We start from the raw sequence: 26329 nt of genomic DNA, 5'->3' as shown, positions 1-26329 counted from the left end.
AGAAGAAGGCGCCGCGCGGAGGCCAAGGTCCGAAGCCGGGGGGATAACCCGGCCCCAACGCGGCGCCAATGGCCTAGTCGTCGATATTCCGACGGAACGTTTCAGGCAGGAACAGGGCGCCGACCACGAAGGTCATGGCCGCTATCGCCACCGGATACCACAGGCCGTAATAGATATCCCCCGTTGCCGCGACCATGGCGAAGGCGGCAGACGGCAGAAAGCCACCGAACCAGCCATTGCCAATATGATAGGGCAGCGACATGGCGGTATAACGGATACGCGCCGGGAACATTTCCACAAGCAGGGCGGCAAGCGGCGCGTAAGGTGCCGTGACAAGGATCACGAGACCCACAAGGATCAGGATCACCAGCGGCTTGTTGATGCCTTCGGGGTCTGCCTTCTCGGGATATCCCGCTGCATCGAGGGCTGCTTTCATCTCGGCGCCGAACGCGGCAATGGCAGCAGCCTTTTCCGCGTCGCCCATGCCAGCAGGATCGGGGGCAGCGATTTCGCGCTCGCCCACCCGCACCAAGGCTATGGTGCCGGCGGGGGCTTCCGCGTTGCTGTAGTTGATGCCGCCCTTGGCAAGGTAGGTTTTGGCGATATCACAACTGGTGGCGTCGAACTTGTTGCTGCCAACGGGATCAAATTGCAGCGAACACTCCCCATCATACGCATGCACCGTGACGGGCGAGTTCGCCACCGCCGCCGCGAGAGCCGGGTTCCCCGCATAGGTCAGTGCCTTGAACATCGGGAAGAAGGCAAGGGCTGCCACCAGACACGAGGTCACAATGATCGGCTTGCGACCGATCCGGTCGCTGAGCCAGGCGAAAATCACGAAGAAGGGCGTGCCAATAGCAAGGGCCGTCGCGATCATGATATTGGCTGTTGCCGGGTCCACCTTCATCACCTTTTCCAGATAGAAAAGCGTGTAGAACTGGCCGGTGTAGCCGATCACCGCCTGCCCTGCGACGGCACCGAAAAGCGCGATCAGGCCGAACTTCAGGTTCTTCCATTTGCCGAAGGCTTCACTGATCGGCGCCTTCGAGGTCGACCCTTCCGCCTTCATCTTCTTGAAGACCGGGCTTTCATCCAGCTTCATGCGGATCCAAAGCGAAATGGCGAGAAGCAGGATCGACACAAGGAACGGCACCCGCCAGCCCCAGTCGCCAAAGGCTTCCTCGCCCAGCACGGTGCGCAGGCCGATCACCAGCATCAGCGCGGTGATCAGGCCAAGTGTGGCGGTTGTCTGGATGAAGCTGGTGTATAGGCCGCGCCGGTTGTTTGGCGCGTGCTCGGCGACATAGGTCGCAGCTCCCCCGTATTCACCGCCAACGGCCAAGCCCTGCAAGAGGCGCAAGCCCACAAGAATGATGGGGGCGGCAACACCGATTTGGTCATAGTTCGGCAGCAGGCCGACCGCGAAGGTCGATAGGCCCATCAGCCCCATGGTGACAAGGAAGGTATATTTCCGCCCAACGAGATCACCGATCCGGCCAAACACGAGCGAGCCGAACGGACGTACCGCGAAGCCGGCAGCAAAAGCCGCCAGTGCCAGAATGAAGGCCGTGGTTTCGTTCACACCCGAAAAGAAATGGCTGGAGATATAGGTCGCCAGAAGCCCGTAGAGATAAAAATCGTACCATTCGAACATGGTACCAAGCGAAGAGGCAGCAATAACCAGCTTCTCTTTCTTCGTGGCTTCGTGATGCTTGGGCAGCGCTCCCCCGGCCGCAGCCGAGCCAGCACCCTTGTCCCCGTCAAGCGACATGGCTTTCTCCTCTCCCGTATTTCCCTCAAGGCAGGATGTAGCAGAAAGTAAATTCACTCACAAGCGTGTTAATGTTCTATCGGACGGATTGGGGACAGATCAAAGTGGACCAGTCACTATGGCCAAACGGCCGGGGTTATGCCCCGGCCGTGTCTTTCTCTTCGCGGAAAAGAAGGGTGAAAAGCGCCAGCACAATGGCGGCAAAGCCCGCCGGTACCCACCAGATAGCTGCCCAGTCGCGCGCGCCGTCCATCGTGAAATGGTCGACAACCTGCCCGGCAATGCTTGAGCCGATGGCAAGGCCCACACCATAGGTAATGAGCGTGATAAAGCCCTGCGCGCTTGCCCGGATTTTCTTGTCCGCCTTGCGGTCCACATAGATCTGCCCGGTAACGAAGAAGAAGTCGTAGCAGACGCCGTGCAGCAAGATACCCGCAAGCAGAAGCCCGACGGTCGCGTCGGTGGCTGCGGTGGCGAAGAAGCCGTAGCGCACCACCCAGGCCAGCATGCCGGCGAACAGCATCCATTTCACACCAAGGCGGCGGAAGAAGAAGGGCATCAGCACCATGAATCCGACCTCCGACACCTGGCCTAGGCTCATCTTGGCGGCCACGCCTTCGATCCCCAGCTCGTTCAGATAGAGGTTCGTGAAGGCATAATAGAAGGCAAGCGGAATGGAGATGAGCAGCGACGACGCCGCGAAGATCGCAAACGAGCGATCTTTCAACAGCGCCAGTGCATCAAGGCCGAGAATCTCGCCAAGGCTCGCCTTCTGGCCTGCCTTGCCCGGCGGGGTGGCGGGTAGCGTCAGGCTCATGAGGCCGAGCAGGATAGAGGCTGCCGCCGCCATCTTCATCGGCAGGTCGGTCGCTTCCACATTGCTGCCAGTGCTCGTCAGCCCGTAGGTGATGGCAAGCCCCGCGACGATCCACCCCAGCGTGCCCCAGACCCGCACACGCGGGAATTCGGCATCGGGCTCAGCCATCTGGTTGAAAGCTACGGAATTGACGAGGGCCAGTGTCGGCATATAGCAGGCATTATAAACCAAGAGCCCGATGATGATCGCACTCGTCGTCGCCAGGTCCGACACATAGAAAAGCACGGCACCGCCCAGAAGATGCAGCACCGCCATCACTTTCTCGGCGTTGAAATAACGGTCAGCCACCAGTCCGATGAAGAAGGGCGAGATGATTGCGCCGATATTGTTAGTCAGATACGCGGTGCCGATCTCGGCACCCGAAAAGCCGAGCCCGGCGAGATAGGTGCCGAGCGTGACGAACCACGCTCCCCATACAAAAAACTGCAGGAACATCATCGCGCTTAGCTGCGCGTAGCGTTTGGTGCCCATCCACCCCTCCCCCTTGGTGACGATGACGGTCGCGAGGCCCCTCGCCTCGCGCGCCCTTATTCAGCCGACAGGCGGCGGATACGGATATTGCGGTAGGTGACCGGGTCACCGTGGTCCTGCAGGGCGATATGGCCCGAAGGCGAGGCAGCAAAGGCCGGCCATTTGGCAAACTTGCTGGCGGCCACGCGCGCCTTGAAATCATCAGACGCCATATCGTAGGCGGCAACCTTGTGGCCATTCAGCCAGTGTTCCACCTTGCTGCCGTCCACAAGGATGCGGCCTTCGTTGAACTCGCCAACCGGCTTCGTATAGTCGGCCTCGGGCGCATAGAGGATATAAAGCCCGCCGGCCTGTTCGATCGGCGGTTCGCTGCGGCCCTTGTTATCCAGCACCTGATATTCAGGGCCGGAGAAATAGGTCTGGGCGAGATCGGGCGATTCCTGCACATGGAAGAAGACACCGCTGTTGCCACCGGCTGAAATCTTCCATTCGAAGGTCAGTTCGAAGCTGCCGTATGTCTCTTTCGAGACGATATCGCCCGCCGGTGATTTCACCATTGAAAGCGTGTTGCCCTCGGCGTGCCAGCCAGCGGGGATGCCTTCGCCCTTGTAGGCACGCCACTGGCTGGCATCGAGCGTTTGCCAGTCGTCGGCCACAGCCGGTGCGCTGATCAGCGCGAGGGCCAGAAACAGTTTTTTCATGGTCAGATTCCTATCGCTTTCATGCGCTCTTCGAGCATGGCTTTCATTTTCGCGTCCGGCCCCGGATAGCTTTCCAACGGCACGTTGCCGATATAGCCGATGTCGGCAAAGCCTTCGGGCGTGGAATAGTATCCGCCAAGGGTGAGGTGGCGGAACCGTTTGAAGAAGGCATGGGCCGCACTTGCATCCGGCTTGGCGATGGCGGTGACGATGGCCAGTTGCAGGCTCGCATCCGCCTCCACAAAGCCCTTGGCGCCCCGGCTTTTCGCTTCCGCGTCGATCCAGTCGAGGCCTTCGAGGATCACCTTCTGGTCAGATTTGGTTTGCTCATAGGGGCTTGATACCCATTCATTCACAAAGTCCGGCACGCCGATGGCGCTTGGTGCCGGATGCGGGCCTTCCGCCGGCAGGATGATATCGGTCAGCACCGCGGTCAGCTGCAATTGCCGGTCCGTCATGATCCTGTCCCACGGCGACGTGGGGTTCAGCATATCGGGGTCAGTGCCATAGCCTTTCGGCGTTTTTACATAGGTCGCGGCGCGCGCCATCGTGGGGGCAACGGCAAGCGTGACGGCAGCCGCCGAAAGCCATTTCAGCGCGGTGCGGCGGTCGATTTTCGAAACATAGGGCGACATCAGAGATTCCCCTTCGCGGCTTCATCGGCAAGATAGTTGGCGTTGCGCATGGCAAGCGACAGGATCGTCAGCGTCGGGTTCTTGTCAGGGTTCGACGGCAGCACCGCGCCATCGGTGATGAAGAGATTCTTCACATCCCATGCCTGCCCCCATTTGTTGACGACACTGGTTTTCGGGTCAGCCCCCATGCGGGCGCAGCCGACCTCGTGGATGATCTCGCCGCCCGCCGCGATTGCCTTTTCTCCGTCGGTTTCAAACCCGTAGGTCACCCGGCCGCCAAGCCGGTCGATGATCTCGTGGAAGGTCTTGCGCATGTGGGCCGCCTGGCCGATTTCATGTTCGGACCATTTCCAGTGGAAGCGCAGCACCGGGATGCCGAACCGGTCCTTGATGTCGGGGTCGATCTCGGCGTAGCAGTCGTCGTTCGGGATCATCTCGCCGCGACCGGCAAAGCCGATGTCGGAGCCATAATGGTGGCGCATCTGCTGGCGCAGGCCCACCCCGAAGGGAACGTCGCTATAGTCAGCCAGATCGCCGATGCCCATGCCCGGCATCCGCTGACCGCCGCCGACCTCGATATGATAGCCGCGCGGGAACGGCAGTTCCTTCCGCGCCTGCTGCTGGTATCCCCACCAGGGCACATAGATATGCGCGCCCGACATGCCATCGTCGTTGCGGGACGGCATGCCTTCAAGCATCGGGATATGGCCTCCACTGTCGGTGCCAACCGTATCCATCAGATACTTGCCGGCAGTGCCCGAAGAGTTGGCGACCCCATCGGGGTTGCGACCGTCTTTGGAGTTCAACAGGATCCGCGCGGTTTCAGCGGCACTTGCCGCCAGCACCACGGCCTTCGCCGTTACGCTTTTATGCGCGCCGCTCACCCGGTCGATATAGGTCACGCCCTTGGCGCGGCCGTCCTTGCCCATGTCCACCGTATAGACCATCGCATCGGTGATGATATCGAGGTTGCCAGTGGCAAGTGCCGGCGGGATCAGCACCGTCGTTGTCTGGAACATCGCCTTGATCGAGCAGCCCCGCCCGCAGGAGGTGGCATAGAAGCAGGCCGAGCGGCCATCCATCGGCTTCTGGATAACCGCCGCCCGCATCGGCGCCACAGGGATACCCATCGCCTCGAACGCGCGGGTCATCATGATCTCATGCAGGCGCGGGGTCGGGGTATCATGGAGGATACCGGGTGGGCTGTCGGGTGTGTTTTCAAGGCCGAGCTGCCCTGCCCCGGTGATGCCGACGATCTTTTCGGTCTTGTCATACCAGGGCGCCAGTTCTTCGTAACTGATCGGCCAGTCGACGCCGAGGCCATCGCGGCTGTAGGGCTTGAAATCATAAGGCCCGAAGCGCAGCGAGATGCGGCCCCAATGGTTCGTGCGACCGCCCAGCATGCGGGGGCGCCACCACATGAATTCGCGGTCACCGGGGGCCGTCGTATAAGGCTCGCCCGGTACCGTCCAGCCACCATCGACCGTGGCATCATAATAACCGAAGGGCTTGTCAGGTGTTGAAACACCCCGAAGCGGTGCCTCGGCGTTCGTATTGAACATCGGGGTTTCTTCTTCGGGCTTGTAGTCGCGGCCCGCTTCCAGCATCAGGACCTTCAGCCCCCGCTTGGCGAGGACATAGGCGCTCATGCCGCCGCCGGCGCCAGAGCCGACAACGATCACGTCATATGGTGTTGGCTGTTTCACGGACTTCCCCCTCGTTGTCCCTGCTTCCCCGCAGAATCTGTAACCGGTTACAGAAAAACCTGTCAATTCACCCGAACGAAAGATGCATCTGCCTCAGCCGCCCGCCGCCGCGAAATCATCGAACGCGCGGGGCGCCGGGCGGATGATATGATCGGCCACAAACTTGGCGCCTTCGCGGGCGCCGTCTTCCGGATGCTTCAGGCAGCATTCCCATTCCACGACCGCCCAACCGTCGTAATCATACTGCGTCAGCTTCGAGAAGATGGCCTTGAAATCGATCTGCCCGTCGCCGAGCGACCGGAAGCGGCCCGGCCGCTCGACCCAGCCCTGATAACCGCCGTAAACGCCGCTTTTGCCGTTCGGCCGGAACTCGGCATCCTTCACATGGAAGGCGCGAATGCGGCTGTGGTAATGATCGATGAAAGCCAGATAATCGAGCTGCTGCAGGATGAAATGGCTCGGGTCATAGAGGATATTGGCGCGCGGGTGATTGCCGACTGCCTCCAGGAACCGCTCGAACGTGATGCCGTCGTGCAGATCTTCCCCCGGATGCAATTCGTAGCAAGCGTCCACACCGGCGTCCTCGAACGCGTCCAAAATCGGCTTCCAGCGCCGCGCCAGTTCCTTGAAGCCTTCCTCAACCATCCCGGCGGGGCGTTGCGGCCACGGATAAACGGTGTGCCACAGTAGCGCGCCCGAGAAGGTCGCATGGCTTTTCAGCCCCATGCGCGCGCTCGCCTTTGCCGCCAGCTTCAACTCCTCGGTTGCCCACGCAGCTGTGGCTTCGGGCTTGCCGCGCAGCTCGGCGGGGGCGAATCCCGCGAACAGATCGGCATAGGCTGGATGGCAGGCCACAAGCTGGCCCTGCAGGTGGGTTGAAAGTTCGGTGACCTCCACCCCTGCCTCGGCGCAAATGCCTTTGATCTCGTCGGCGTAATCCTGGCTTTCGGCGGCGCGTTTCAGGTCGAAAATCGCCGGATCGCTTGTCGGGATCTGCACACCTTTATAACCGAGGCTTGCGGCCCATTTGGTGATGGCCGGCAGGCTGTTGAAAGGCGCTTCGTCACCCAGAAACTGGGCAAGGAAAAGCGCCGGGCCCTTGATCATTTTCACCGGTCTGTCTCCCGTTCATTACGCGCCGCCGTGACGATCGCGCCGATATCCGTCCATTTTTCATCGCCAGCCGCGTTAGTCACCACGGCTTCCACAAAGGCCATGGCGCTGAGGCCAAGCTCGATCCCCGGCAGCGGCGCATCATCTGCTGCCCGCTTGTCGCCGCGCACAAGGCCTGCGAAATCGCGGTAGAGGTTGGCGAAGGCCTCGATATAGCCCTCCGGGTGCCCCGAAGGCGTACGGCAAGCCTTGCGGGCTGCCGGCGTCAGATACTCGAATTCCGCCCCCGCGTGATAGGTGGCGACAGGCGCACCCGGCCGGCGCAAGACCAGCTCGTTCGGCGCCATCTGGTGCCATTCGAGCGTGCCTTTTTCGCCCGAGATGCGGATCCACAGGCCGTTTTCCTCGCCCGCACATATCTGGCTGGCCATCAGCGTGCCATGCGCGCCCCCTTCCATCCGGAACAGGACCGCGACATCATCATCAAGGCGCCGCCTCGGCACCACGGCGCGCAGATCAGCGCAGACATGGCTGATCCGGTCGCCCGTTATATATTCCGCAAGGCTGCTGGCATGCGTGCCGATATCGCCAAGCGCCCCGCCAAGACCGGCGCGGGCCGGATCGGTCCGCCAGTCGGCCTGCTTGTTGCCGCTGTCTTCAAGGGGGGCCGACAGCCAGCCCTGCGGATATTCAACACTGATCCGCCGCACCGCGCCAATCTCGCCCGCCGCAATCATATCCCGCGCCTGCCGCACCAGCGGATAGCCAAGATAGGTATGGGTGAGGCCATAATGGCAGCCCGACGCCCTGATCGCGGCTTCCAGCGTCACGGCCTCGGCAAGGTTCAGTGTGGCTGGCTTGTCGCTCATCACATGGAAGCCATGCTTGAGGGCGGCGAGCGCCACCGGCAGGTGCAGGTGATTGGGTGTGACGATGGCCACAAACTGCATGCGGGTATCCGCCGGCAATGCAGCTTCAGCCGCAAACATCGCCTCGTAGCTTTCATAGGCGCGCTCGGACGCGAGGCCGAGGGATGCAGCTGTGCGACGGCAGTTTTCAGCGTCCCGGCTGAATGCGCCGCACACAAGTTCGATCTGGCCGTCAAGCCGCGCCGCCATGCGATGAATGTCGCCAATGAAGGCGCCTTCGCCGCCCCCGACCATGCCCATGCGTATTCTGGCGCGGTTCATTCTGCCTCCCGTATCCCTTGCGATATCGCTCCCACCGGCCTGACTGTAACCGGTTACATTTCTGCGCGCAAGCCACCACATTCGATTGATCTTTCAACCCGTTGTCGCCAGAATGCAGGCCAATCAGGCGCAAGGCCTTCAAGACCATAGGGAAAACGGGATGACGACGATCAGGGACATTTCAAGGCTGGCGGGCGTATCTGTCGCCACCGTGTCCCGCACCATGAGCAACCCGGACAAGGTTTCCCCCGCCACACGGGAAAAGGTGGAAGCCGCCATCCGGGAAACCGGCTACATGCCGGATATGTCGGCCCGCAACTTCTCGACCCGCAAGTCAAAGACCATCGTGGTGCTGGTGCCCGATATCTCGAACCCCTTCTTCTCGCGCGTCATTCGCGGCATCGAACATACCGCGCAGCGGGCTGGCTATTCGGTGCTTCTGGGCGATACGCGCGGCGAAAGTGAGATCGAGGACGCCTACGCATCGATGGTGCGCGCCCGGCTTGCAGACGGCGTGATCCAGCTGAATGGCCGCCTGCCGATGGAAAACGGCGCGGTGGCCGATATCCCGCTCGTCAATGCCTGCGACTGTGTCGAGGACGCACATATCCCCAAGATCCAGCTGGATAACGCGGGTGCGGCCCGCGCCATGACGGAATATCTGATCTCGCTTGGCCACAAGCGGATCGGCGTTGCCAAGGGGCCATCTGAAAGCCGCCTGACACAGGAGCGCCTGCGCGGTTACCGCGAGGCACTTGAAGCCGCCGGCCTGCCGTTCGACGAAAGCCTGGTCGCGCGCGGCGATTTCTCGGCCAGTTCGGGCCGCCACGCGGCGACGCAACTGATGGCACTTGGCAAGCCACCGACCGCGCTTTTCTGCCTCAGCGACGAAATGGCCATCGGCGCCATGCACAGTGTCTGGGAAATGGGCCTGAAGGTGCCGAACGATATTTCCATCGTCGGCTTCGACGACATCCTGTTCGCCGAATATTGCAAGCCGCCGCTCACCACCATCCGCCAACCGGCAGAGGAGTTCGGCTCCAAAGCCATGGGAATGCTCCTCAGCCTCCTGCAAGGCGCCCACTTGGCCGAGACGAACCAGCATCTCCCGTATGAAATGGTGATCCGCCAAAGCGCGGGGCGTCCGAAGGCCTAAACGCGTTCCTGCTCGGGCAAGAAGGGCGCCAGATTATCCAGATAGGTTTTGGATACTGGCACCGCCTCGCCGTTCGTGAGCTTCACCACATGGCGGCGACTGTCGCGCACCACGCGGTCGATGGCATCGAACGCCACCCACCATGAGCGGTGCACCTGCGCGCCCGGATATCCCTTCAGTTCGTCAACCGCATCCGACATGCGCATAAAAAGGAGCGTGTCGCCCTTTTCAGTGTGGGCGCGCACATAGTGATCTTCCATCGAAAGACAAACGAGCTTCTTGCCGATGGCATCCGGCAGGCGGCGCAGGAACAGATGCCCGGCTTCGGGCTGGAACGCAGCCGGTGCGTCATCAGGCATTGCATATCGTTCGAGCGCAAGGCCGAGCCCACCGAACACAAGCACCACGATGATGAAAACCTGAAAATACCAGAAGGCGTAGCCAAAGAGAATCGAGCCGAAATACTGGACCGGCACATCACCCAGAAAATGGACGAGACTCCCCCATGTCAGCGAATTCGGGTGCTGGGCGCCGAAATAGACTGCCACGTCTGCCGCAATCACATAGACAAAGATCGGCGCCGAAATTGCCGCACAAAAAAGCATGAAGACGGAAAGCGCCGAGCGCCCCTTCTCGATCAGCCGCGGAATGACCCACCCCGCGATTGGCCGCGCAACTGCTAGCCCCAGAAGCACCGAAAAAACCCAGTAGGCATATCTCAGGGGGACGGGTAATCCGGCACTATCATAGGGCGTGATGGTACCAAGGGTAAAACCGGCCACCAGCATCCCTGCCACCTTCAGGGCAAAGGACTTCCGGTTATCGGGGGCGCCCCACAATCTGAAAAGACGTTCGCCTGTCATCACTCGCTGCTCATGCTTCTTTTGGGCGGGATCGTAGCGGAGGTTGGCTACATCCTACCAGCGCAAATTGGGGCGGCCCGCGATGACCTATTCGCGTTCGCCAAATCAGCGCGGGTGATGCTCCCGGCAATTTCACGAAGGGAAACGGCAAACTCACGCAATTGCACTTTCTTCATCCGCTTTTGCCCGCCATTCAGGCCGCGGGGCACCGATGCGGGTCTGCCCCCAAACCGAGACATGACGAGCGAACAAGGAGCAGTATATGCGTTTCAATCCCGGCACCTCATGGGCGCTGTTGCCTGCCGCGGCTATCCTCGCCGCCCTGCCCGCCCACGGCGATGACGATGACGGCGCCGGCGGTCCGCCGCGATGGTCGGTCGGCGCCATCGGGCTTTACTATGACACCCCCTTCGCTGCCGAAGACAACGAGTTCCAGGCTGTCCCCTATGTCGCCTATCGCGGCGACCGTTTCTTCATCGATGCAACAGCACTTGGCTATCACCTGATCAAGCCGGACGAGGAAGCAGGCCTTAGCTTCGGCCTTGATGTGATCGCCGCTGCTCGCATGCTGCCCGGTGAAAGCCGCAACAAGGTGACCGCCGACATGGGCCTGCGCGCCTCCATCGGTGGCGGCATGGGCCGACTGGACCTGACGGCCCTTCAGGATGTGACCGACACCCACAATGGCACCGAGCTTTCGGCCATCTATGAGTATGATTTCCAGATCACCGACAAATTCACCCTGTCGCCATCGGTGGGTGTCACATGGCAAAGCCGCAAGCTCGCCAACCATATGTGGGGCATCACCCAGAAGCAGCAGGACCGCATGATCGAAAAGGACAAGCCGGTCCTGCCCCTCTATGCCCTTTCAGGGTCGGTTGTGAATTATCAGGGTGGCCTCACCGCCGTTTACGGCCTTTCGGACAGCTGGACGCTGATCGGCTTCGCTGAGGGTGCCTATCTCGACAAGGATATCCGCGACCATCCGGGGATCGACAAGAAGTACGAACTGACCCTCGGCTTCGGCCTTGCCTACAATTTCTGAGCCCCCCAGCCGCATCCCTGCTGCCACCCGCGCCCCTGCGGGCTGGTGGCGGGGTGCGAACCCCGCCGGACTGATCCCCCCCAACGCAGCAACGAAAGACGACCCATGACAAGAAGGCTCTATATCCTCATGCTGCTGGTGGCGGGTGCGACCGCAATCCTATCCTGGCGGTTCTTTCTGGGTATCTGGCCCGACGACAGCGAGCCGGCGGGGTTCCACCTTCATCACAACACGCTTGGTGCCTTTTTCCATTTCGTGTTTTCGCCGCTCGCACTTCTGGTCGGCGGTTTCCAGTTCTCGGCCCGGCTCCGCACACGCTGGCCGATCGTGCATCGGGGCACCGGATGGCTTTATGTCATCTCGTGCCTTCTGGGGGCGGCGGGCAGCATAGCTCTGGCGCTCAATTCACCGTCATCGGGGATTGCCTCAACAGGGTTCCTGTTGCTGGCGGCTGGCTGGATCATCACGCCTGTAATGGCGGTGGTCGCCATCAGTCGGCGCGACCAACTGCAGCACCGGATCTGGATGATCCGCTCCTTCGCGCTCACGCTCGCGGCCGTCACGCTCAGGTTTTATCTGGTGTTCTTCATGGTTGCCACCGGCGGGGCCGAAGGGGCCGCGTTTGACAGTGCCTATACGGCCATCGCATGGCTCTGCTGGATCCCGAACCTGACTTTGGCGGAATATCTGATCGTCCGCCCGCTGAAAGCGGGGAAGTGACGGATCACTTCCCCGAAGCTTTGATCAGGCGTCGTTGCCTTCGGTCGGGCGCTTCGTCTTCAGCATTTTCAGCACGAACACGAAGAAGGCCGGCACAAAATAGATGGCAAGGATGGTCGCGGTGATCATGCCGCCGAGCACCCCGGTGCCGATGGCATTCTGGCTCGCCGCACTCGGCCCCGTCGCGATGGCGAGCGGCAGCACACCAAGCGTGAAAGCAAGCGAAGTCATGATGATCGGGCGGAAGCGGATTTTGGCCGCTTCAAGCGCCGACTCCATCAGCGATTTCCCTTGCGCGAAATAGTCCTTCGCGAACTCGACAATCAGGATCGCATTCTTGGCGCTGAGGCCGATGATGGCGATGAGCCCCACCTTGAAATACAGGTCGTTCGGCATGTCGCGCAGCATCATGGCCATCACCGAGCCAATGACGCCAAGCGGCACCACAAGCATCACCGCAAACGGGATCGACCAGCTTTCATAAAGCCCCGAAAGCAGCAGGAAAACGAACAGGATGCTGAGCGCGAACAGAAGCGGCGCCTGCGAACCCGAGCTGATTTCCTCCAGCGACTGGCCTGTCCATTCGTAACCGAAGCCTTCCGGCAGCTGGGCCGCCAGACGCTCGATCTCCGCCATCGCATCGCCCGAGGACTGACCGGGCGCGGGTGCACCCGAAATCCGCACGGTCGGATAGCCGTTATAGCCGATGATCTGCGGCGGGCCCTTCTGCCATTCAGCAATCGCGAAGGCCGACAGGGGCACCATATCACCGCTGGCGTTCCGCACGTTCAGCCGCAGGATATCCTCGACCTGCATCCGCTTCGTCGCCTCTGCCTGCACGATCACGCGCTGCATGCGGCCAGCGTTCGGATAGTCGTTGATATAGGACGAGCCCATGTTGGTGGTGATCGTGGCATTGATATCGGCGAAGGTGACGCCGAGCGCATTCGCCTTCTCGCGGTCGATCACCAGCATCACCTGCGCAGCGTCCGGCAAGCCTTCGATCCGCATGCCGGTGAGGATTTCGCTTTGCGACGCCAGCTGCATCAGCTGGCCCGCCGCGGCGGAAAGCGCCGCCTGCCCGAGCCCGCCACGATCCTGCAGGCGGAAGGAGAAGCCACCGGTTGCCCCGAAGCCCTCGATAGGCGGCGGCGAGAGCGCGAAGGTGCGGGCATCCTTCAGCCCGAACAGCTTCATATTCGCCCGGTTGGCGATATCCTGCGCTGCATCGCCCTCACCGCGTTCGGACCAGTCCTTCAGCGGCACGAAGGCAAGGGCGGCGTTGGCACCGTTCCCCGAGAAGCTGAAGCCCTGGATCGCCACCACACTGTCGACCGCCGGTTCCGCCATGAAGATCGCCTCGATCTCCTTGATCGACGAAAGCGTGCGGTTGGCACTGGCCTCGGGCGGCCCCTGGATATCGACGATCAGGAAGCCCTGATCCTCGTCCGGCACGAAAGCCGTGGGGAGCTGCATGAACAGATAGCCAAGCCCCACAAGAAGCGCGAGATAGACACCCATCATGCGCCCGGTCTTGCGCACGATGCCAGCCACCCGCCCGGAATAGCCGGCAGCCATGCGTTCGAACGCGCGGTTGAACCAGCCGCCAAGGCCCGTCTTGTGATGATGCCCCTTCTCGATCGGCTTCAAGAAGGTGGCACAAAGCGCGGGCGTGAGCGACAGCGCAAGGAAGGCCGAGAAGAGGATCGAGACGACCATCGTCAGGCTGAACTGGCGGTAGATGATACCGGTCGAGCCCGGGAAGAAAGCCATCGGGATGAAGACGCTGGCAAGCACCAGTGTGATCCCGAGGATCGCCCCGGTGATCTGGCCCATTGCCTTGCGGGTCGCCGCTTCGGGGGGAAGGCCTTCCTCCGCCATGATGCGTTCGACGTTTTCAACCACCACGATGGCGTCATCCACAAGGATACCGATGGCGAGGACCATGGCAAACATCGTCAGCACGTTGATCGAGAAGCCCGTCGCATACATCACGGCACAGGTGCCAAGGAGGGCAACCGGCACCACAAGCGTGGGGATCAGCGTGTAACGCAGATTTTGCAGGAAGACGAACATGACGATGAAGACAAGGACCATCGCCTCAATGAGCGTTTCAACCACCTTCTTGATGGAGGCCGAAACGAACGGGCTGGTATCATAGGGGATCTTGTATTCAACGCCTTCGGGGAAGAAGCGGGAAAGCTCCTCCATCTTGTCGCGCACCGCAGCCGACACCGCCATGGCGTTGCCCGTGGTTGATAGCTGGATACCAAGCGCGGCGCTCGACTGCCCGTTGAGGCGGCTGGAGAAGTTATAAAGCTCCGCACCCTGCTCGACCCGCGCCACATCCTTCAGCTTGACGGTAGAGCCGTCCGCATTGGCGCGCAGCACGATATTGCCGAACTGTTCGACCGTGGAAAGCTGGCCCTTGACGATCACTGTCGCCGTCAGGTCCTGCACCACAGGGCTTGGCAGCGCGCCGATCTGGCCGGCCGCGACCTGCGCGTTCTGGGCGGCGATGGCGGCATTCACGTCCTCCGCCGTCAGACTATAGCCCACAAGCTTATCGGGATCGATCCACACGCGAAGCGCCCGCTGGCTCGAAAAGAACTGGGCCTTGCCGACGCCGTCCAGCCGGCGAAGCTCGCCGATGATGTTGCGGTTCACATAGTCGCCAAGCGCCACTTCGTCGCGCGTGCCATCGGTCGATTGCAGGGAAACCACCATCAGGAAGCCGGTGCTGGCTTCATCGACCGCGATACCCTGCTGCTTTACCGTGTTCGGCAGGCGCGGTTCCACCCGGCGGATCGCATTCTGCACATCCACCGATGCCTGATCGATGTCGGTGCCTGCAAAAAAGGTCGCCGTGATCGAAACCGACCCCGACGTATCGGACGCGGATTCAAAATACATCAGGCCTTCAACACCGTTCAGCTCGTCCTCGATCGGGCGGGTGACTGCCTGATAAATCTCCTGCGGCGAGGCACCGGGATAGGAGGTGGCAATCGTCAGCTGCGGTGGGGCAACCTTCGGATATTGCGCAACGGGCAGCTGCGGGATCGCGATGATCCCGGCGAGCGTGATGAAGATGGCGAAGACCCATGCGAGGATGGGCCTCGAGATGAAAAATTGTGCCATTGTCGCTTACTCCGCACGCTGTGCGAGTGTGCTGCCTTCAGGCCGTGACCAGGGTTCGGCCATCACCTTGCCGCCGGGCTGCACCTTCTGGACACCATTCACGATGACCGTGGCGCCGTCCGCAAGACCGTCCTCCACGACCCAGCTTGAGCCGCTCGCAGATCCGAGCGTGACGGGCCGCACTTCGGCGACACCTTCGGCATTCACCACATAAACCTGCGGGGCGCCGGTGTCGGTCCAGAAAACAGCGCGCTGCGGCACGGTGATCGCGCCCTGACGCACGGCCTGCTCGATCTTCACCCGCACATACATGCCGGGCAGAAGATCGCGGCTGTCGTTTGGAAACTCGGCCCGAAGCGTCACCTGCCCGGTGCCGGGATCGACATTGGCGGTCGAGAACAGCAGCTTGCCCGCCCGGCCATAATCGGTGCCATCGCCCAGCACGAGCGACACGCGGGCGTCGCCTTCCGCCGTACTTTCCAGCCGGCCATCGGCCACTGCACGCTTCAGCGCCAGAAGCTCGTCGGCGGACTGGGTGAAGTCGGCATAGACCGGGTCAACCTGCTGGATAAGCGCGAGGCTTTCAGCTCCTTCCGCCGTCACCAGTGCGCCTTCGGTGACAAGCGCACCGCCGATGACGCCGCTGATAGGGGCGCGGATTTCCGTGTAGGCGAGATTGATTTTTGCTTCGGCAACCGCGGCCTTGGCGAAGGCAACATCGGCCTCGGCCTGCGCAGACGCCGCCACGGCGCTGTCATAGGCTGCCTGGCTTGCCACTTTCTTTTCCAGAAGGACGCGCTGGCGTTCAAGCTGCAGCTTGGCGTTGGCATCGGCTGCCTTGGCGCGCTCCAGCGAAGCCTCGGCACTCGCCACCCGCACCTTGAACATGGCGGGATCGATACGGAACAGAACGTCGCCCGCTTTCACCCGTGCGCCTTGCTCGAACACCCGTTCCTTGAGGATGCCCGACACCTGCGGCCGCACCTCGGCGACGCGCGTCGCGGCAATCCGGCCCGGAAGCTCGCTCACGACCGGCACGGTCGCGGCCTTGACCTCGACAACACCAACCGCCGGTGGGGGCATTTCCCCGCCAAACTGGGCTGCGGCCCCCTGAAGGCCCGCAAAAATGAAGATAGATGAGACCAAACACACCTTGAGGTGTGCCTTTATCCTGCTGTCCATGAAAGTTTCCTTTATTGACGAGCCACTCTCTGGTGACTTCGGGGGGGTTACTCTAGTCTTCCGGGAAGGATATGTAAATCTTGCGTATCCCTTCCAGAATCTCCTGCTTCTCGGCTTCACCCCAACGGTAGAAGCTGAAAAATTCCGTATTGCAAAAGCCGCCCAGCGCCAGATAGGCCATCAGGGCGGCTTTCGGGCGCGGGCCATCGGCCATCGCCTTCAAATCCGCTTCGACCCAGTCGCGGATCTGCTCCTGCACCTTTTGCTCGCCGGACATTGAGGCGCACACGGCCATGGCAACGGCCTTGTCCACTTCGTTCAACGTACGCGCGGCGCCGGCGATGCGACCGAAAAGTTCGGGGTGCGGTGTATCCGCCGCGGCCTTGATCGCCGCTTCCTGCCGTTCCTGCTCCCGCCCGATCTGGCGCTCGATCAGCGCCTCGAGAAGGCCGGACTTCGATTTGTGATCATAGACAACCCGGCTTTTGCTGACACCGGCTTCCTGCGCCACCGCATCGATGGAGAGCGCGGCAGCCCCAAGGCGGGCCACCACGCGCTCTGCGGCATCAAGAATATCGTCTGTCGTGATCTTTCGGGTCCGGGACATTTTTCATCCTGTTTTCGGCGCGATATAAATATGAACGTTCGTTCTTTTATGCAAGGGAAATTTCATCGGCACGCGCACTGACATTGAATTTGCAGGAAACTTGGGGCGTGGTGGGCCCGGAGGGACTCGAACCCCCGACCAAGCCGTTATGAGCGGCCAGCTCTAACCAACTGAGCTACAGGCCCCGACCACGCAGGGGCTACCTAGCAAATGGTCGCCCCTGTGGGTAGCAAAATCTGATTTCGGAAGCCCACCTGCATATCAGGCGGGTGGCTCCGTGACGAAGGGCATGATGTCCACGCCGTCACCGGGGAAAATATTGAAGTGCGGATGATCTTCGAACAGGCGGGCGGCGGCCTCGGCTGTTTCAGCCTCGACAATCACATAGCCGCAAAAATCGTTCGTGGCGGGGGCGATGCCGTCGCGGGTGATGCGAGTCGTTTTGCCGACCATCCCGCCACGGTCAATAAGTGCGGCGGCGTTCTTTTCCTCCCATGCCGCCCACGCGGGAAGGCCAGCGTTATCAATGGCATCCTGCTCGACCTTCGGCAGTTCGCGGAAGCGCGCGACATTTTCCGCTTTCATCGTATAGACGGCTAGAAATCTGGGCATGGCTTCCCCTCCCGTATCATCAGTTTGAACGGATGCCGGACGCCCTCAAAGGCTGTCGATCTCGTCCGAAAGGCGGGAGCGTTTGTCGGTCGCGATGCGCTCCAGGACACGGATGCGTTCTTCAAGCGCATTGAGGCGGGCCGCTGTTTCGGCGTCCGGTCCTGCGGGGCGCTCGGCCCGCGCGGCTTGCGTGCGGTGATGGCTGCGGACCATGCCGGCAACCGCCACGACGATCACGATGATCGCAACCATTTCAAACGGATTCATTTCTATTCCCCTTGTTCCTTCGCTGTCAGCCCCGCCCGGCCCGCATCCGGGCTTCTTTGGCGGATAAAGCATAATATCAAACCGATATAATCCAATTACAAGGGCCAAGGCGCTGATCGGCCTGATGCCTGTAAAAATTTCCCCAAATCTTCCAGCCGCGATCCGGCTCTGTTATACTCGGCCTCGGGTCAATACGGGTGCTGGCACGCCGAACCACAAGGTTCCGGCGGTGCCTGTTTTTCAGAGGAGAGTGACGCCCCATGGTCAATTCCATCAATACGAATGCTTCGTCGCTCGGCGGCCTGCAGAATCTCAATCGCAGCCAGTCCTCGACCCTGTCGACCAACAACCAGATTTCCACCGGCAAGAAGGTGAACGGCCCGAAGGACGATGCCGCCACCTTCGCCATCGCCCAGAAGCTTCTGGGTGAGGTTGGCGGTCTTGGTGCATCGGGCGATTCACTTGACCGTGCGCTTTCAACCGCCAGTGTCGCCGAAGCTGCCGGCAATCAGGTGAGCGACCTTCTGCTGCAACTGAAGGAAAAGGCTGTCGCGGCGCGCGATCCGGGCCTCGATGACGCCAGCCGTCAGGCGCTCAATAATGAATTCGCTTCGCTGCGCGACCAGATCGGCCAGGTGGTGAAAAGCGCCTCCTTCAACGGCACCAACGCCGTGGAAGCCGGAGGCGGTGACATTGCGGCCATCACCAATCAGGATGGCAGCGAGACCTTCAGCATCGCCAATCAGGACCTGAGCCTTGGCGGCGGCAACGTGACGCTCGCGGCCGACGCGTCGATCGGCACGGCAGCGGACGCTGCCAATGCGGTGGCGGCAATCGAGCAATCGCTCGGCAATGTGTCGGCAAGCCTCTCGACCATCGGTTCGGGTGCGCGGCGGCTGGAACAGACCCGCGAATTCAACCAGGCGCTTTCCGACACCACGGAAATCGGTATCGGCAACCTTGTCGACGCCAACCTGGGCAAAACCTCGGCCCAGCAGGCGGCAAACAGCGTGCGCGAGCAGCTTGGCATCGTAGCGCTCAATATCGCCAACCGCCAGCCGTCGTCGATCCTGAGCCTGTTCCAGAAATAGGGAGGACGCACAGCGTCACCACCCCATGGCAGTGGGCAATATCGATTATCTGACGCTTTTCGCCGCCTATCCGCAAGCGACCGGACGGCCGAAGCCCCTGTATCAGCTTGACCCCGCGAGCCTTGCGGAAACCGGCACGACCCGCCGGTCTCCGGTCGATACCGTGGGGCCGGACCCAGCCTTGCTCGGCAGCGCCGGAGCCGCGGCAGGCGTGCGGGAACGGCTGGACAAGGCCATTGCCACCACCGACGCCGCCCTTGCCGGTGGTGACAAGGCCGCAGGCATCCTTGCCAAACTGCGCGATGTGGCACGCGACGCGACAGACCCGGACCTTGCCGACAAGGACAGAGCCAAACTCAGCGACGAATTCAACAGCCTGAAAGCTGACCTCAAGGAGGCCATCTCCGGCGCCGGGTTCGAAAGCACCAACCTGCTGGCGAGCGACAAGGCTGTTGCAAGCGCCGAGACCGGGCTTCTGGGGGGCGGCCGGATCGAGGTACGCGGCCGCGATTTCAGCCTTGGCGGCGACATTCTGACCCTCACCGACGACGCCTCGCTTGCCTCCGCCGAAGACGCCGAGGCAAGCCTTGCTGCTATCGAAGATTCCATTGGCAATGCGACGGATGCGCTCACTGCCATTGGTGCGGGAAACGACCGGCTGGAAAGCGTGCGGGCCTTTGCCCTGAATTTTGAAACGGATGAAGCGTCCGCGAGCAGCGACACGCCCGGTGCGTTGACGCTGAGCGACGCGCAAACAGCGGCGGAGCGGGTGCGAGAAATCCTTGGCCAAGCCGATGCGAATATCGCGAACGGCACGCCGGGCGCGCTGCTATCGCTGTTCGCGCGGCCGGAAGACGGCGGACGCTTCTAATCCTGCTTCTGAGCGGGCGGGCGGATCCACAGGCGCCAATGGCCAAGGTCCACGGCGAAATCCTGCTTGGAGAGGATATCCATCCCCAGAATCATGGCCGGGAATTCACTGGCACCGAACAGATCAAACACCGGCAGGTCGGCTTCCGTCACACGCACGGCTGCCACCTTATGGTCGCCGATCCTGAGTTCACCCACATCGCGCAGCAGGCCGGAAATATTGCCCGCTCCCGCGCTGATGCCCGGCGTGCGGCGCGGCTTGCCATTCTTGTTGAGGACCAGACTGCCTTTCCCGAGCGCTTTGCCAGCGGGCGGGTTGAAGACGCTGAGGCCTGCGCCTGTATCAATGAAGGCGGGGATGGTGACACCGTCCACCACCACCTCAAGCGCCAGCGAGCCATAGCCGACAGGGCGGCCATCGACCCGCACCCAGCTGCCGTCACCTGGCGCAGAGCCCGGCGGCAGCAGGCGGCCAGCAGGCTTCTTCACATCAAATTCGATCATCGCGCCGCGCAGGATATCGATCCCGAGCACGCCAGCGAGACGCCCGCTTGCCCGTTCCGGCAAGGCCGCCATCTGGCCGGGCCGCAAGGTGCGGCCGAAGGCAGTGATCGAGGCGATGGGATAGACAAGGCTTTCCTGCGTGCCCGTCGCCGTGACGATGGTTTGCGTGCGCGGCAGCGAACGAAGGCCGAGATCTGCCGCAAGGCTCCTGTAAACCGTCGTGCGGCTGGCGCCCGTATCCACAAGGAACAGGAAACCTTCGCGGCCGTTTACCGTGGTTTCCACATTGAAGCGTCCGTAACGGTCACGGTGCAGGGCCGGCGCGGAAGGGTCGGCAAAAGCCGGCAGGCTAACAGCGGCGAGACCCAGAAAGCACAGAAGGGAGCGCCAGCGGCGCCCCCTCCCATCAGATTTTGTCACGGCGTTCAGCATGCTCGCCTCAGGTGTCGAGGAAGCTTCTGAGCTGACGCGACCGGCTCGGGTGCTTCAGTTTCCTCAGCGCTTTCGCCTCGATCTGGCGGATACGTTCACGCGTTACCGAGAATTGCTGGCCAACCTCTTCAAGCGTGTGGTCGGTGTTCATACCGATACCGAAACGCATGCGAAGGACGCGCTCCTCACGCGGGGTGAGCGATGCCAGAACCCGCGTGGTGGTTTCGCGCAAGTTCGACTGGATCGCCGCATCCACCGGCAGAATGGCGTTCTTGTCTTCGATGAAGTCGCCGAGGTGGCTGTCTTCCTCGTCCCCGATCGGGGTTTCGAGGGAGATCGGCTCTTTCGCGATCTTCATGACCTTGCGAACCTTTTCGAGCGGCATCGAAAGACGCTCGGCCAGTTCCTCCGGCGTCGCCTCGCGGCCGATCTCGTGCAGCATCTGGCGACCGGTGCGGACCAGTTTGTTGATCGTCTCGATCATATGGACCGGGATACGGATGGTGCGCGCCTGATCGGCGATCGAGCGGGTGATCGCCTGCCGGATCCACCAAGTGGCGTAGGTCGAGAACTTGTAACCGCGGCGGTACTCGAACTTGTCCACGGCCTTCATCAGACCGATGTTACCTTCCTGAATGAGATCGAGGAATTGCAGGCCACGGTTCGTATATTTCTTCGCGATCGAGATCACGAGGCGGAGGTTGGCCTCCACCATTTCCTTCTTGGCGATGCGGGCTTCTTTCTCGCCCTTCTGCACCGTCCGAACGATCTTGCGGAATTCAACGACATGCAGGCCGGACTGGCCAACGATATCGCTGATCTGGTCGCGGATATTGTTGATGGCGTCGCGCTCGTCCGAGACGAACGCCGCCCAGCCGCGGCCCTTGAGGCCGGCCACGCGGTCGGCCCAGCCTTCTTCAAGCTCGTTGCCTTCATATTCTTCAAGGAAGGCCTGACGGCTGACCTTGTGGCTTTCGGCCAGACGCAGCAGACGGCCGGAAAGGCTCATCAGGCGCTTGTTCAGGCCGTAAAGTTCATCCACCAGCTCTTCGATACGAACAGCGTTGAACTTCACGGCGCTGACCATGCCGATCAGTTCCTCGCGAAGCTTGGCGAAACGCTTTTCCTGCGGGGAGGAAAGGTCTTCGCTTTGCGCCGCTGCGGCAAGACGGGCTTCCTGCAGCTTCGCATATTTCTTGTAGGTCGCGGTGATCGCCTGGAACTTGGCAATGGTTTCGGGCTTGAGGTGGCTTTCCATGGCCGAAAGCGACATGGCGCCTTCGTCCTCGTCATCCTCTTCCTCGGCTTGCTCCTCCTCGGCACTTTCCTCTTCTTCCTCGTCTTCGAGATAGTCATCGTCGTCGAGGTCTTCATCGTCGTCGTCATCGTCCGAGGAACGAGCCTTGCGCGCGGCAGCCTTCTGGGCCTTCGCAGCAGCCTTGGCTTTCTCGCGTTCAGCTTTTTCCTTCTCGGCCTTTTCCTTTTCAGCCTTGCGAGCTTCCTCGGCCTTCTTGGCTTCTTCGGCTTTCTTGCGGGCCTCGGCTTCGGCCTTTTCATCCTTGACGGCGGGCTCGGCAGTCGCATCGCCGCCTTCCTCGCCTTCAAGCTCGGCCGCCCCCGGCTCCTTGCCGATGGTGGCTTCAAGGTCGATGATGTCGCGCAGGAGCATGTCTTCGGCTTCAAGGCGCTCGGCCCAGGTGATGATCGCCTGGAATGTCAGCGGGCTCATGCACAGCCCTTCGATCATCGTGGCGCGGCCGGCCTCGATCCGCTTGGCGATGGCAATCTCACCCTCGCGCGACAGAAGTTCGACCGAGCCCATCTCGCGCAGATACATGCGCACGGGATCGTCGGTGCGGTCGCCCGCTTCCTTCTTGTCGGTCGTCTTGAATTCGTCGTCGTCGTCGCTGGAGCTGGTATCCGCGTCGAGCGTTTCTTCGGCCTCGTCGTCATCGTCGTCGGCAGCGCGCTCGCCGTCCTCACCCTCGTCGGGTTCGTCGCCGTCGATCACATTGATGCCCATTTCCGAGAGCATCGTCATGATGTCCTCGATCCGCTCGGACGACATTTCGTCGGTCGGCAGGGTAGCATTCAGTTCGTCATACGAGATGTAGCCGCGCTCTTTCGCGCGGGCGATCATCTTCTTGACGGCGGCCTCGGAGACGTCATTAAGGGGGCTGCCACCCGAATCGTCGCGGCCGCTTTCCTTAGTTTCGTCCTGAGTCGTGTCCCGTGCCATCCGTTAAATCTCCAAAAAGCAGGTGCGAATCGCACCTATAGCACATCAGAGCGTGCGCACCTTATTTGATTCGAGGCCGTAACCTGCGATCGAGGCTTCACGTTCCTCAAGTGAGCGGAAAATCTCCTGCGCGGCCACAAACCGCCGATGATTTTCCTCTGTCATGTCGGCCGCATAGTCGGCTTCGGCCTGCCGGTAATCCTTCCAGGCGATGGTGATATGCCGATAGCGCGACAGGCTATGCTCGAAACCCGTCTGGGCATCCGATAAAGCCGCCGCGTCAAAGGCAAACCAGTCGCTCCTGAGGCCAGCTTCGCCCATCAGCGTCCGCACGACCCCGGCCTCCTCACGTCCCGATAGATGGGTTGTCACCGTCTCCCGGTCAAGGGGGGCGCCGGAAGCCGCCATGTCTAGGAGAAGGTTCCTGATGGCGTCAAGCCCCGGCACCGAGAATTCCATATGCGCGAGGTCTTCTTCATAACGCACCAGAAGCTCGGGATGATTGACAAGCGTGAGGACAAGGATCTTTTCAAGCCGGTCGGTCACTGGCCCTGCCCCACGCCCGGCCCCGATCCGCGTGCGGGAAAGCAGCCCCGTGGCAAGCGGCGCGCGGGTGAAACCCTTCCGCCCCTGCCCGCCATATCCACCCCCGCCATAGGACTGACGTTCCGGCCGTTGCGGGCGGAACTTTTCATACAGCCGGTTGCGAAAGTCTTTCTGGTAGAGCGTCTTTACATTCTCGTCGGCAATATCGGCCAGCCGCACGAAGATTTCCTTTTCAAGCCCTGCCCGGCGTTCCGGTGTGTCGGCGGGCACGCCGTCCGTAAGCGTGCGCCAGAGCATGCTGACAAGCGGTTCTGCCTTGTCGACCAGACGCTCGATAGCACCGCGACCCTCTTTCTGGACTAGCGTGTCCGGGTCTTCGCCTTCGGGCAGCATCACGAACCGGAGCGACTTGCCGGGGCGCAGCAGTGGCAGGGCGCGCTCCATTGCGCGTTCGGCCGCGCGGAAACCTGCCTTGTCGCCATCGAAGGCGAGCACAGGTTCGTCCGCCATATGCCAGAGGTGCGAAATCTGTTCCTCGGTAAGCGCAGTGCCAAGCGGGGCGACGGCCTCGTCAATCCCGGCCTGACCGAGCGCGATCACATCCATATAGCCTTCCACCACCAGCACTTGGCCGGTCTTGTGGGCGGCGGCGCGGGCATTCGCCCAGTTATAAAGGGTGGCCCCCTTGTGGAAGATGGTCGTTTCAGGGCTGTTCAGATATTTGGCCTTGGCGTCCTTCGAAAGCGCCCGGCCACCGAAGGCAATGATGCGGCCCTGCCGGTCGCCAATCGGGAACATCACCCGGTCGCGGAAGCGGTCATAGGTTTCGCCGCCGCCTTCCGGCACGATCAGCATGCCGGTTTCAACAAGCTGGTCTTCGGGGATACCGCGCGCCCGCATCGCTTCCTTCAGGCTGGTGCGGCCCTCGGGAGCGTAGCCAAGGCCGTAGCGGTCGATGGTGGCGTCCGTCAGCCCCCGGCCCTTCACATAATCATAAGCCGCGCGCCCCACCTGCCCGCGCAGCTGGGTGGCGTACCAGTCGGCCACCGTCTGCATGACCTCGGACAATGAGGCGCGCTCCTTGGAGCGTTCGGCTTCGGCCTGCGTCAGTTTCGGCACCTCCACGCCCGCTTCCGCCGCAAGCGTGTTGATCGCCTCCATGAACTCCAGTCCTTGCGTGTTCATCACGAAATCGATGACGCTGCCGTGGGCGCCACAGCCGAAGCAATGGTAGAAACCTTTCTGGTCGTTCACTGTGAAAGACGGCGACTTTTCATTATGGAAAGGGCAAAGACCGGTATGCTCGCGCCCGCGCCGCACGAGTCGCACGCTGCGCCCGATCACGTCCGAAAGCGTGAAGCGATGCTTCAGATCATCCAGAAACTGCGGACTTAGCACCCGTTCCCCCGTCCCGGCGATTGCCCGGAAGCCTTGTTCATACCCATTGAAGCGGTGTTCCTTACAAGGATAGTGGGTGGTGCCACAACTGCAATAGGACAGCAGTGCCTTACTCGATAAAGGCCCGCATTTCTTCGTCCATCAACTGCATCTCGTCCTGGAACCAGTCTACGAACGCCGCCACCTTCTCCGGCACCGGGTCTTCGGCAACCACAATGTGGACCATATAGCCGCTATCTGGATGCTGGCCGCGCACGCAGCACAGCCGACCGGCTTTCAGCGCCTCGGCTGCGATGGCAACGGGAACGAGCGCGATGCCAGCCCCGACCATCGCCGCCTGCACCAGAAGCCCGGTGTGACTGTAAGCCTTGCCCGACAGGACAGCCGGCCCTGGCTGACCGTTGAGATCCAGCCATTCCTGCCACAAGGAACGATCTTCTTCCCGCAGAAGCGGGTAGTGCCGCATGTCATCGGCGGTGATCTCGGTGTCCGGCGACAGGGCGGGGGAATAAACGGGGATCATGACTTCGCCGCGCATCAGGGCGCTGCCCTGCGGTGCCGGCTGGCCGCGCCGCACACCGCGGATCGCCAGATCAAAGCCACCGGCGATCAGATCAAGCTTCCGGTCGTCCGCACCGATACGCACATCAAGCTCAGGCCGCCGCACGCCGAAATTCGGCAACCGCGGGATCAGCCAGTTGACAGCGAAGGAATGATAGACGGTGAGGCGGATCACGTTCGGCTCTGCCCGCCGCCTCAATTCATCGATTTTGTGATTGATTGCCCCAAGTGAAGCGGTCACCACATCAGCAAGGCAGCGCCCGGCAGGCGTCAACGTCACCTCGCGCGGGCGGCGCACGAAAAGCGGCAGGCCGATCTCTTCCTCCAGCCCCTTCACCTGCTGGCTGACCGCCGATTGCGTGCGGGCCAGCTCCTGCGCGGCGGCCGTCAGGCTGCCATGGCGGGCTGCTGCCTCGAACGCCAGAAGGCCCGAAAGGGTGCGAAGCCGGTATTCCATGATCTTTCCTTAGATATGTTAAGGCTAAGTCTTAAATGTACGAATTTGCGAGCCATCGCTTTTCCATAGTAAATAAGGCTTATAGCGACAGCGGAGAAGCAAAATGACGAAAAAAGTCACCCTCTTCCAAAGCCCAAGCAATTTTTGGGCTCGCATGGCCCTCGGCCTTGCTCCTGC

Annotated in this window: 22 protein-coding genes and 1 tRNA gene; 5 read left to right on the top strand and 18 right to left on the bottom strand. The window is 61.6% G+C overall.

Features of this window, described 5'->3' with window-relative positions; all coding sequences use genetic code 11:
• Nucleotides 1–73 precede the first annotated feature (73 nt).
• From OU694_RS00775 to OU694_RS00745, 7 genes are all read right to left on the bottom strand, one after another.
• Nucleotides 74–1771 carry an MFS transporter gene (locus OU694_RS00775; RefSeq protein WP_308909099.1) on the bottom strand — a complete coding sequence of 566 codons (1698 nt, stop codon included), beginning with the start codon at nt 1769–1771 and terminating at the stop codon, nt 74–76.
• 136 nt (nt 1772–1907) lie between these two features.
• Nucleotides 1908–3119 (bottom strand): nucleoside permease, encoded by a 1212-nt coding sequence (locus OU694_RS00770; protein ID WP_308909098.1) that lies wholly within the window; start codon nt 3117–3119, stop codon nt 1908–1910.
• A 56-nt stretch (nt 3120–3175) separates the two neighbouring features.
• Entirely contained in the window at nt 3176–3820 is a 645-nt protein-coding gene (locus tag OU694_RS00765) for a 3-keto-disaccharide hydrolase (protein WP_308909097.1), read from the bottom strand.
• A 2-nt stretch (nt 3821–3822) separates the two neighbouring features.
• Nucleotides 3823–4455, bottom strand: a complete 633-nt coding sequence (locus OU694_RS00760; RefSeq protein ID WP_308909096.1) for a gluconate 2-dehydrogenase subunit 3 family protein — start codon at nt 4453–4455, stop codon at nt 3823–3825.
• Entirely contained in the window at nt 4455–6161 is a 1707-nt protein-coding gene (locus OU694_RS00755; RefSeq protein ID WP_308909095.1) for a GMC oxidoreductase, read from the bottom strand. Before OU694_RS00755 ends, OU694_RS00760 begins: the two co-directional genes overlap by 1 nt.
• 93 nt (nt 6162–6254) lie before the next feature.
• Complete coding sequence (locus OU694_RS00750; protein ID WP_373460168.1) at nt 6255–7274, bottom strand: sugar phosphate isomerase/epimerase family protein; 1020 nt, start codon at nt 7272–7274, stop codon at nt 6255–6257.
• A complete protein-coding gene (locus OU694_RS00745; protein ID WP_308909094.1) occupies nt 7271–8464 on the bottom strand; it encodes a Gfo/Idh/MocA family protein in 1194 nt (397 codons plus the stop codon). Before OU694_RS00745 ends, OU694_RS00750 begins: the two co-directional genes overlap by 4 nt.
• Nucleotides 8465–8624: 160 nt before the next feature.
• On the opposite strand from OU694_RS00745, the gene OU694_RS00740 reads away from it, so the two are divergent.
• Entirely contained in the window at nt 8625–9620 is a 996-nt protein-coding gene (locus tag OU694_RS00740; RefSeq protein ID WP_308909093.1) for a LacI family DNA-binding transcriptional regulator, read from the top strand.
• Here OU694_RS00740 and OU694_RS00735 read toward each other — a convergent pair.
• A complete protein-coding gene (locus OU694_RS00735; RefSeq protein ID WP_308909092.1) occupies nt 9617–10483 on the bottom strand; it encodes a LytTR family DNA-binding domain-containing protein in 867 nt (288 codons plus the stop codon). The genes OU694_RS00740 and OU694_RS00735 overlap by 4 nt on opposite strands.
• Nucleotides 10484–10745: 262 nt before the next feature.
• Between OU694_RS00735 and OU694_RS00730 the strand changes: the two genes are divergently transcribed.
• On the top strand, nt 10746–11528 hold the full coding sequence (locus OU694_RS00730; RefSeq protein ID WP_308909091.1) for a MipA/OmpV family protein: 783 nt from the start codon (nt 10746–10748) through the stop codon (nt 11526–11528).
• 105 nt (nt 11529–11633) lie between these two features.
• Nucleotides 11634–12248, top strand: a complete 615-nt coding sequence (locus OU694_RS00725) for a DUF2306 domain-containing protein (RefSeq protein WP_308909090.1) — start codon at nt 11634–11636, stop codon at nt 12246–12248.
• Between the two features lie 24 nt (nt 12249–12272).
• On the opposite strand, the gene OU694_RS00720 is transcribed toward OU694_RS00725, so the two are convergent.
• From OU694_RS00720 to OU694_RS00695, 6 genes are all read right to left on the bottom strand, one after another.
• Complete coding sequence (locus tag OU694_RS00720; protein ID WP_308909089.1) at nt 12273–15386, bottom strand: multidrug efflux RND transporter permease subunit; 3114 nt, start codon at nt 15384–15386, stop codon at nt 12273–12275.
• A gap of 6 nt (nt 15387–15392) precedes the next feature.
• Nucleotides 15393–16568, bottom strand: a complete 1176-nt coding sequence (locus OU694_RS00715) for an efflux RND transporter periplasmic adaptor subunit (RefSeq protein ID WP_308909088.1) — start codon at nt 16566–16568, stop codon at nt 15393–15395.
• A gap of 52 nt (nt 16569–16620) precedes the next feature.
• Complete coding sequence (locus tag OU694_RS00710; protein WP_308909087.1) at nt 16621–17175, bottom strand: TetR/AcrR family transcriptional regulator; 555 nt, start codon at nt 17173–17175, stop codon at nt 16621–16623.
• Between the two features lie 108 nt (nt 17176–17283).
• Nucleotides 17284–17360: transfer RNA gene (locus tag OU694_RS00705), tRNA-Ile, on the bottom strand.
• Between the two features lie 76 nt (nt 17361–17436).
• The gene (locus OU694_RS00700; protein WP_308909086.1) at nt 17437–17787 is read right to left on the bottom strand and encodes a hypothetical protein; all 351 of its coding nucleotides are present in this window, start codon (nt 17785–17787) and stop codon (nt 17437–17439) included.
• Nucleotides 17788–17832: 45 nt separating this feature from the next.
• Nucleotides 17833–18054 carry a hypothetical protein gene (locus OU694_RS00695; RefSeq protein WP_308909085.1) on the bottom strand — a complete coding sequence of 74 codons (222 nt, stop codon included), beginning with the start codon at nt 18052–18054 and terminating at the stop codon, nt 17833–17835.
• 260 nt (nt 18055–18314) lie between these two features.
• Between OU694_RS00695 and OU694_RS00690 the strand changes: the two genes are divergently transcribed.
• Both OU694_RS00690 and OU694_RS00685 read left to right on the top strand, forming a co-directional pair.
• The gene (locus OU694_RS00690; protein ID WP_308909084.1) at nt 18315–19145 is read left to right on the top strand and encodes a flagellin; all 831 of its coding nucleotides are present in this window, start codon (nt 18315–18317) and stop codon (nt 19143–19145) included.
• A 25-nt stretch (nt 19146–19170) separates the two neighbouring features.
• Nucleotides 19171–20016, top strand: coding sequence for a flagellin family protein (locus tag OU694_RS00685; RefSeq protein WP_308909083.1), 846 nt, complete (start codon nt 19171–19173; stop codon nt 20014–20016).
• On the opposite strand, the gene OU694_RS00680 is transcribed toward OU694_RS00685, so the two are convergent.
• From OU694_RS00680 to OU694_RS00665, 4 genes are all read right to left on the bottom strand, one after another.
• Complete coding sequence (locus OU694_RS00680) at nt 20013–20951, bottom strand: aspartyl protease family protein (protein WP_308909082.1); 939 nt, start codon at nt 20949–20951, stop codon at nt 20013–20015. The genes OU694_RS00685 and OU694_RS00680 overlap by 4 nt on opposite strands.
• Before the next feature lie 7 nt (nt 20952–20958).
• Nucleotides 20959–23190, bottom strand: coding sequence for an RNA polymerase sigma factor RpoD (rpoD, locus tag OU694_RS00675; RefSeq protein ID WP_308909081.1), 2232 nt, complete (start codon nt 23188–23190; stop codon nt 20959–20961).
• A 45-nt stretch (nt 23191–23235) separates the two neighbouring features.
• The gene (gene dnaG, locus OU694_RS00670) at nt 23236–25134 is read right to left on the bottom strand and encodes a DNA primase (RefSeq protein WP_308909080.1); all 1899 of its coding nucleotides are present in this window, start codon (nt 25132–25134) and stop codon (nt 23236–23238) included.
• Nucleotides 25135–25243: 109 nt separating this feature from the next.
• Complete coding sequence (locus OU694_RS00665) at nt 25244–26152, bottom strand: LysR substrate-binding domain-containing protein (RefSeq protein WP_308909079.1); 909 nt, start codon at nt 26150–26152, stop codon at nt 25244–25246.
• Nucleotides 26153–26329 lie beyond the last annotated feature (177 nt).

The sequence above is a fragment of the Pseudokordiimonas caeni genome, assembly GCF_026719705.1.
GTDB classification, from domain to species: Bacteria; Pseudomonadota; Alphaproteobacteria; order Sphingomonadales; family Kordiimonadaceae; genus Gimibacter; species Gimibacter caeni.
Note: the sequence above shows the minus strand (reverse complement) of the source record. Positions and strands in the feature narration are given on the sequence as shown.

Coding starts and splice junctions, on each gene's coding strand:
- OU694_RS00775 (WP_308909099.1), bottom strand. CDS start 1,771: ATGTCGCTTGACGGGGACAAGGGTGCTGGCTCGGCTGCGGCCGGGGGA.
- OU694_RS00710 (WP_308909087.1), bottom strand. CDS start 17,175: ATGTCCCGGACCCGAAAGATCACGACAGACGATATTCTTGATGCCGCA.
- OU694_RS00730 (WP_308909091.1), top strand. CDS start 10,746: ATGCGTTTCAATCCCGGCACCTCATGGGCGCTGTTGCCTGCCGCGGCT.
- rpoD (WP_308909081.1), bottom strand. CDS start 23,190: ATGGCACGGGACACGACTCAGGACGAAACTAAGGAAAGCGGCCGCGAC.
- OU694_RS00720 (WP_308909089.1), bottom strand. CDS start 15,386: ATGGCACAATTTTTCATCTCGAGGCCCATCCTCGCATGGGTCTTCGCC.
- OU694_RS00740 (WP_308909093.1), top strand. CDS start 8,625: ATGACGACGATCAGGGACATTTCAAGGCTGGCGGGCGTATCTGTCGCC.
- OU694_RS00680 (WP_308909082.1), bottom strand. CDS start 20,951: ATGCTGAACGCCGTGACAAAATCTGATGGGAGGGGGCGCCGCTGGCGC.
- OU694_RS00700 (WP_308909086.1), bottom strand. CDS start 17,787: ATGCCCAGATTTCTAGCCGTCTATACGATGAAAGCGGAAAATGTCGCG.
- OU694_RS00735 (WP_308909092.1), bottom strand. CDS start 10,483: ATGACAGGCGAACGTCTTTTCAGATTGTGGGGCGCCCCCGATAACCGG.
- OU694_RS00685 (WP_308909083.1), top strand. CDS start 19,171: ATGGCAGTGGGCAATATCGATTATCTGACGCTTTTCGCCGCCTATCCG.
- OU694_RS00690 (WP_308909084.1), top strand. CDS start 18,315: ATGGTCAATTCCATCAATACGAATGCTTCGTCGCTCGGCGGCCTGCAG.
- OU694_RS00770 (WP_308909098.1), bottom strand. CDS start 3,119: ATGGGCACCAAACGCTACGCGCAGCTAAGCGCGATGATGTTCCTGCAG.
- OU694_RS00695 (WP_308909085.1), bottom strand. CDS start 18,054: ATGAATCCGTTTGAAATGGTTGCGATCATCGTGATCGTCGTGGCGGTT.
- OU694_RS00765 (WP_308909097.1), bottom strand. CDS start 3,820: ATGAAAAAACTGTTTCTGGCCCTCGCGCTGATCAGCGCACCGGCTGTG.
- OU694_RS00715 (WP_308909088.1), bottom strand. CDS start 16,568: ATGGACAGCAGGATAAAGGCACACCTCAAGGTGTGTTTGGTCTCATCT.
- OU694_RS00745 (WP_308909094.1), bottom strand. CDS start 8,464: ATGAACCGCGCCAGAATACGCATGGGCATGGTCGGGGGCGGCGAAGGC.
- OU694_RS00725 (WP_308909090.1), top strand. CDS start 11,634: ATGACAAGAAGGCTCTATATCCTCATGCTGCTGGTGGCGGGTGCGACC.
- OU694_RS00665 (WP_308909079.1), bottom strand. CDS start 26,152: ATGGAATACCGGCTTCGCACCCTTTCGGGCCTTCTGGCGTTCGAGGCA.
- OU694_RS00760 (WP_308909096.1), bottom strand. CDS start 4,455: ATGTCGCCCTATGTTTCGAAAATCGACCGCCGCACCGCGCTGAAATGG.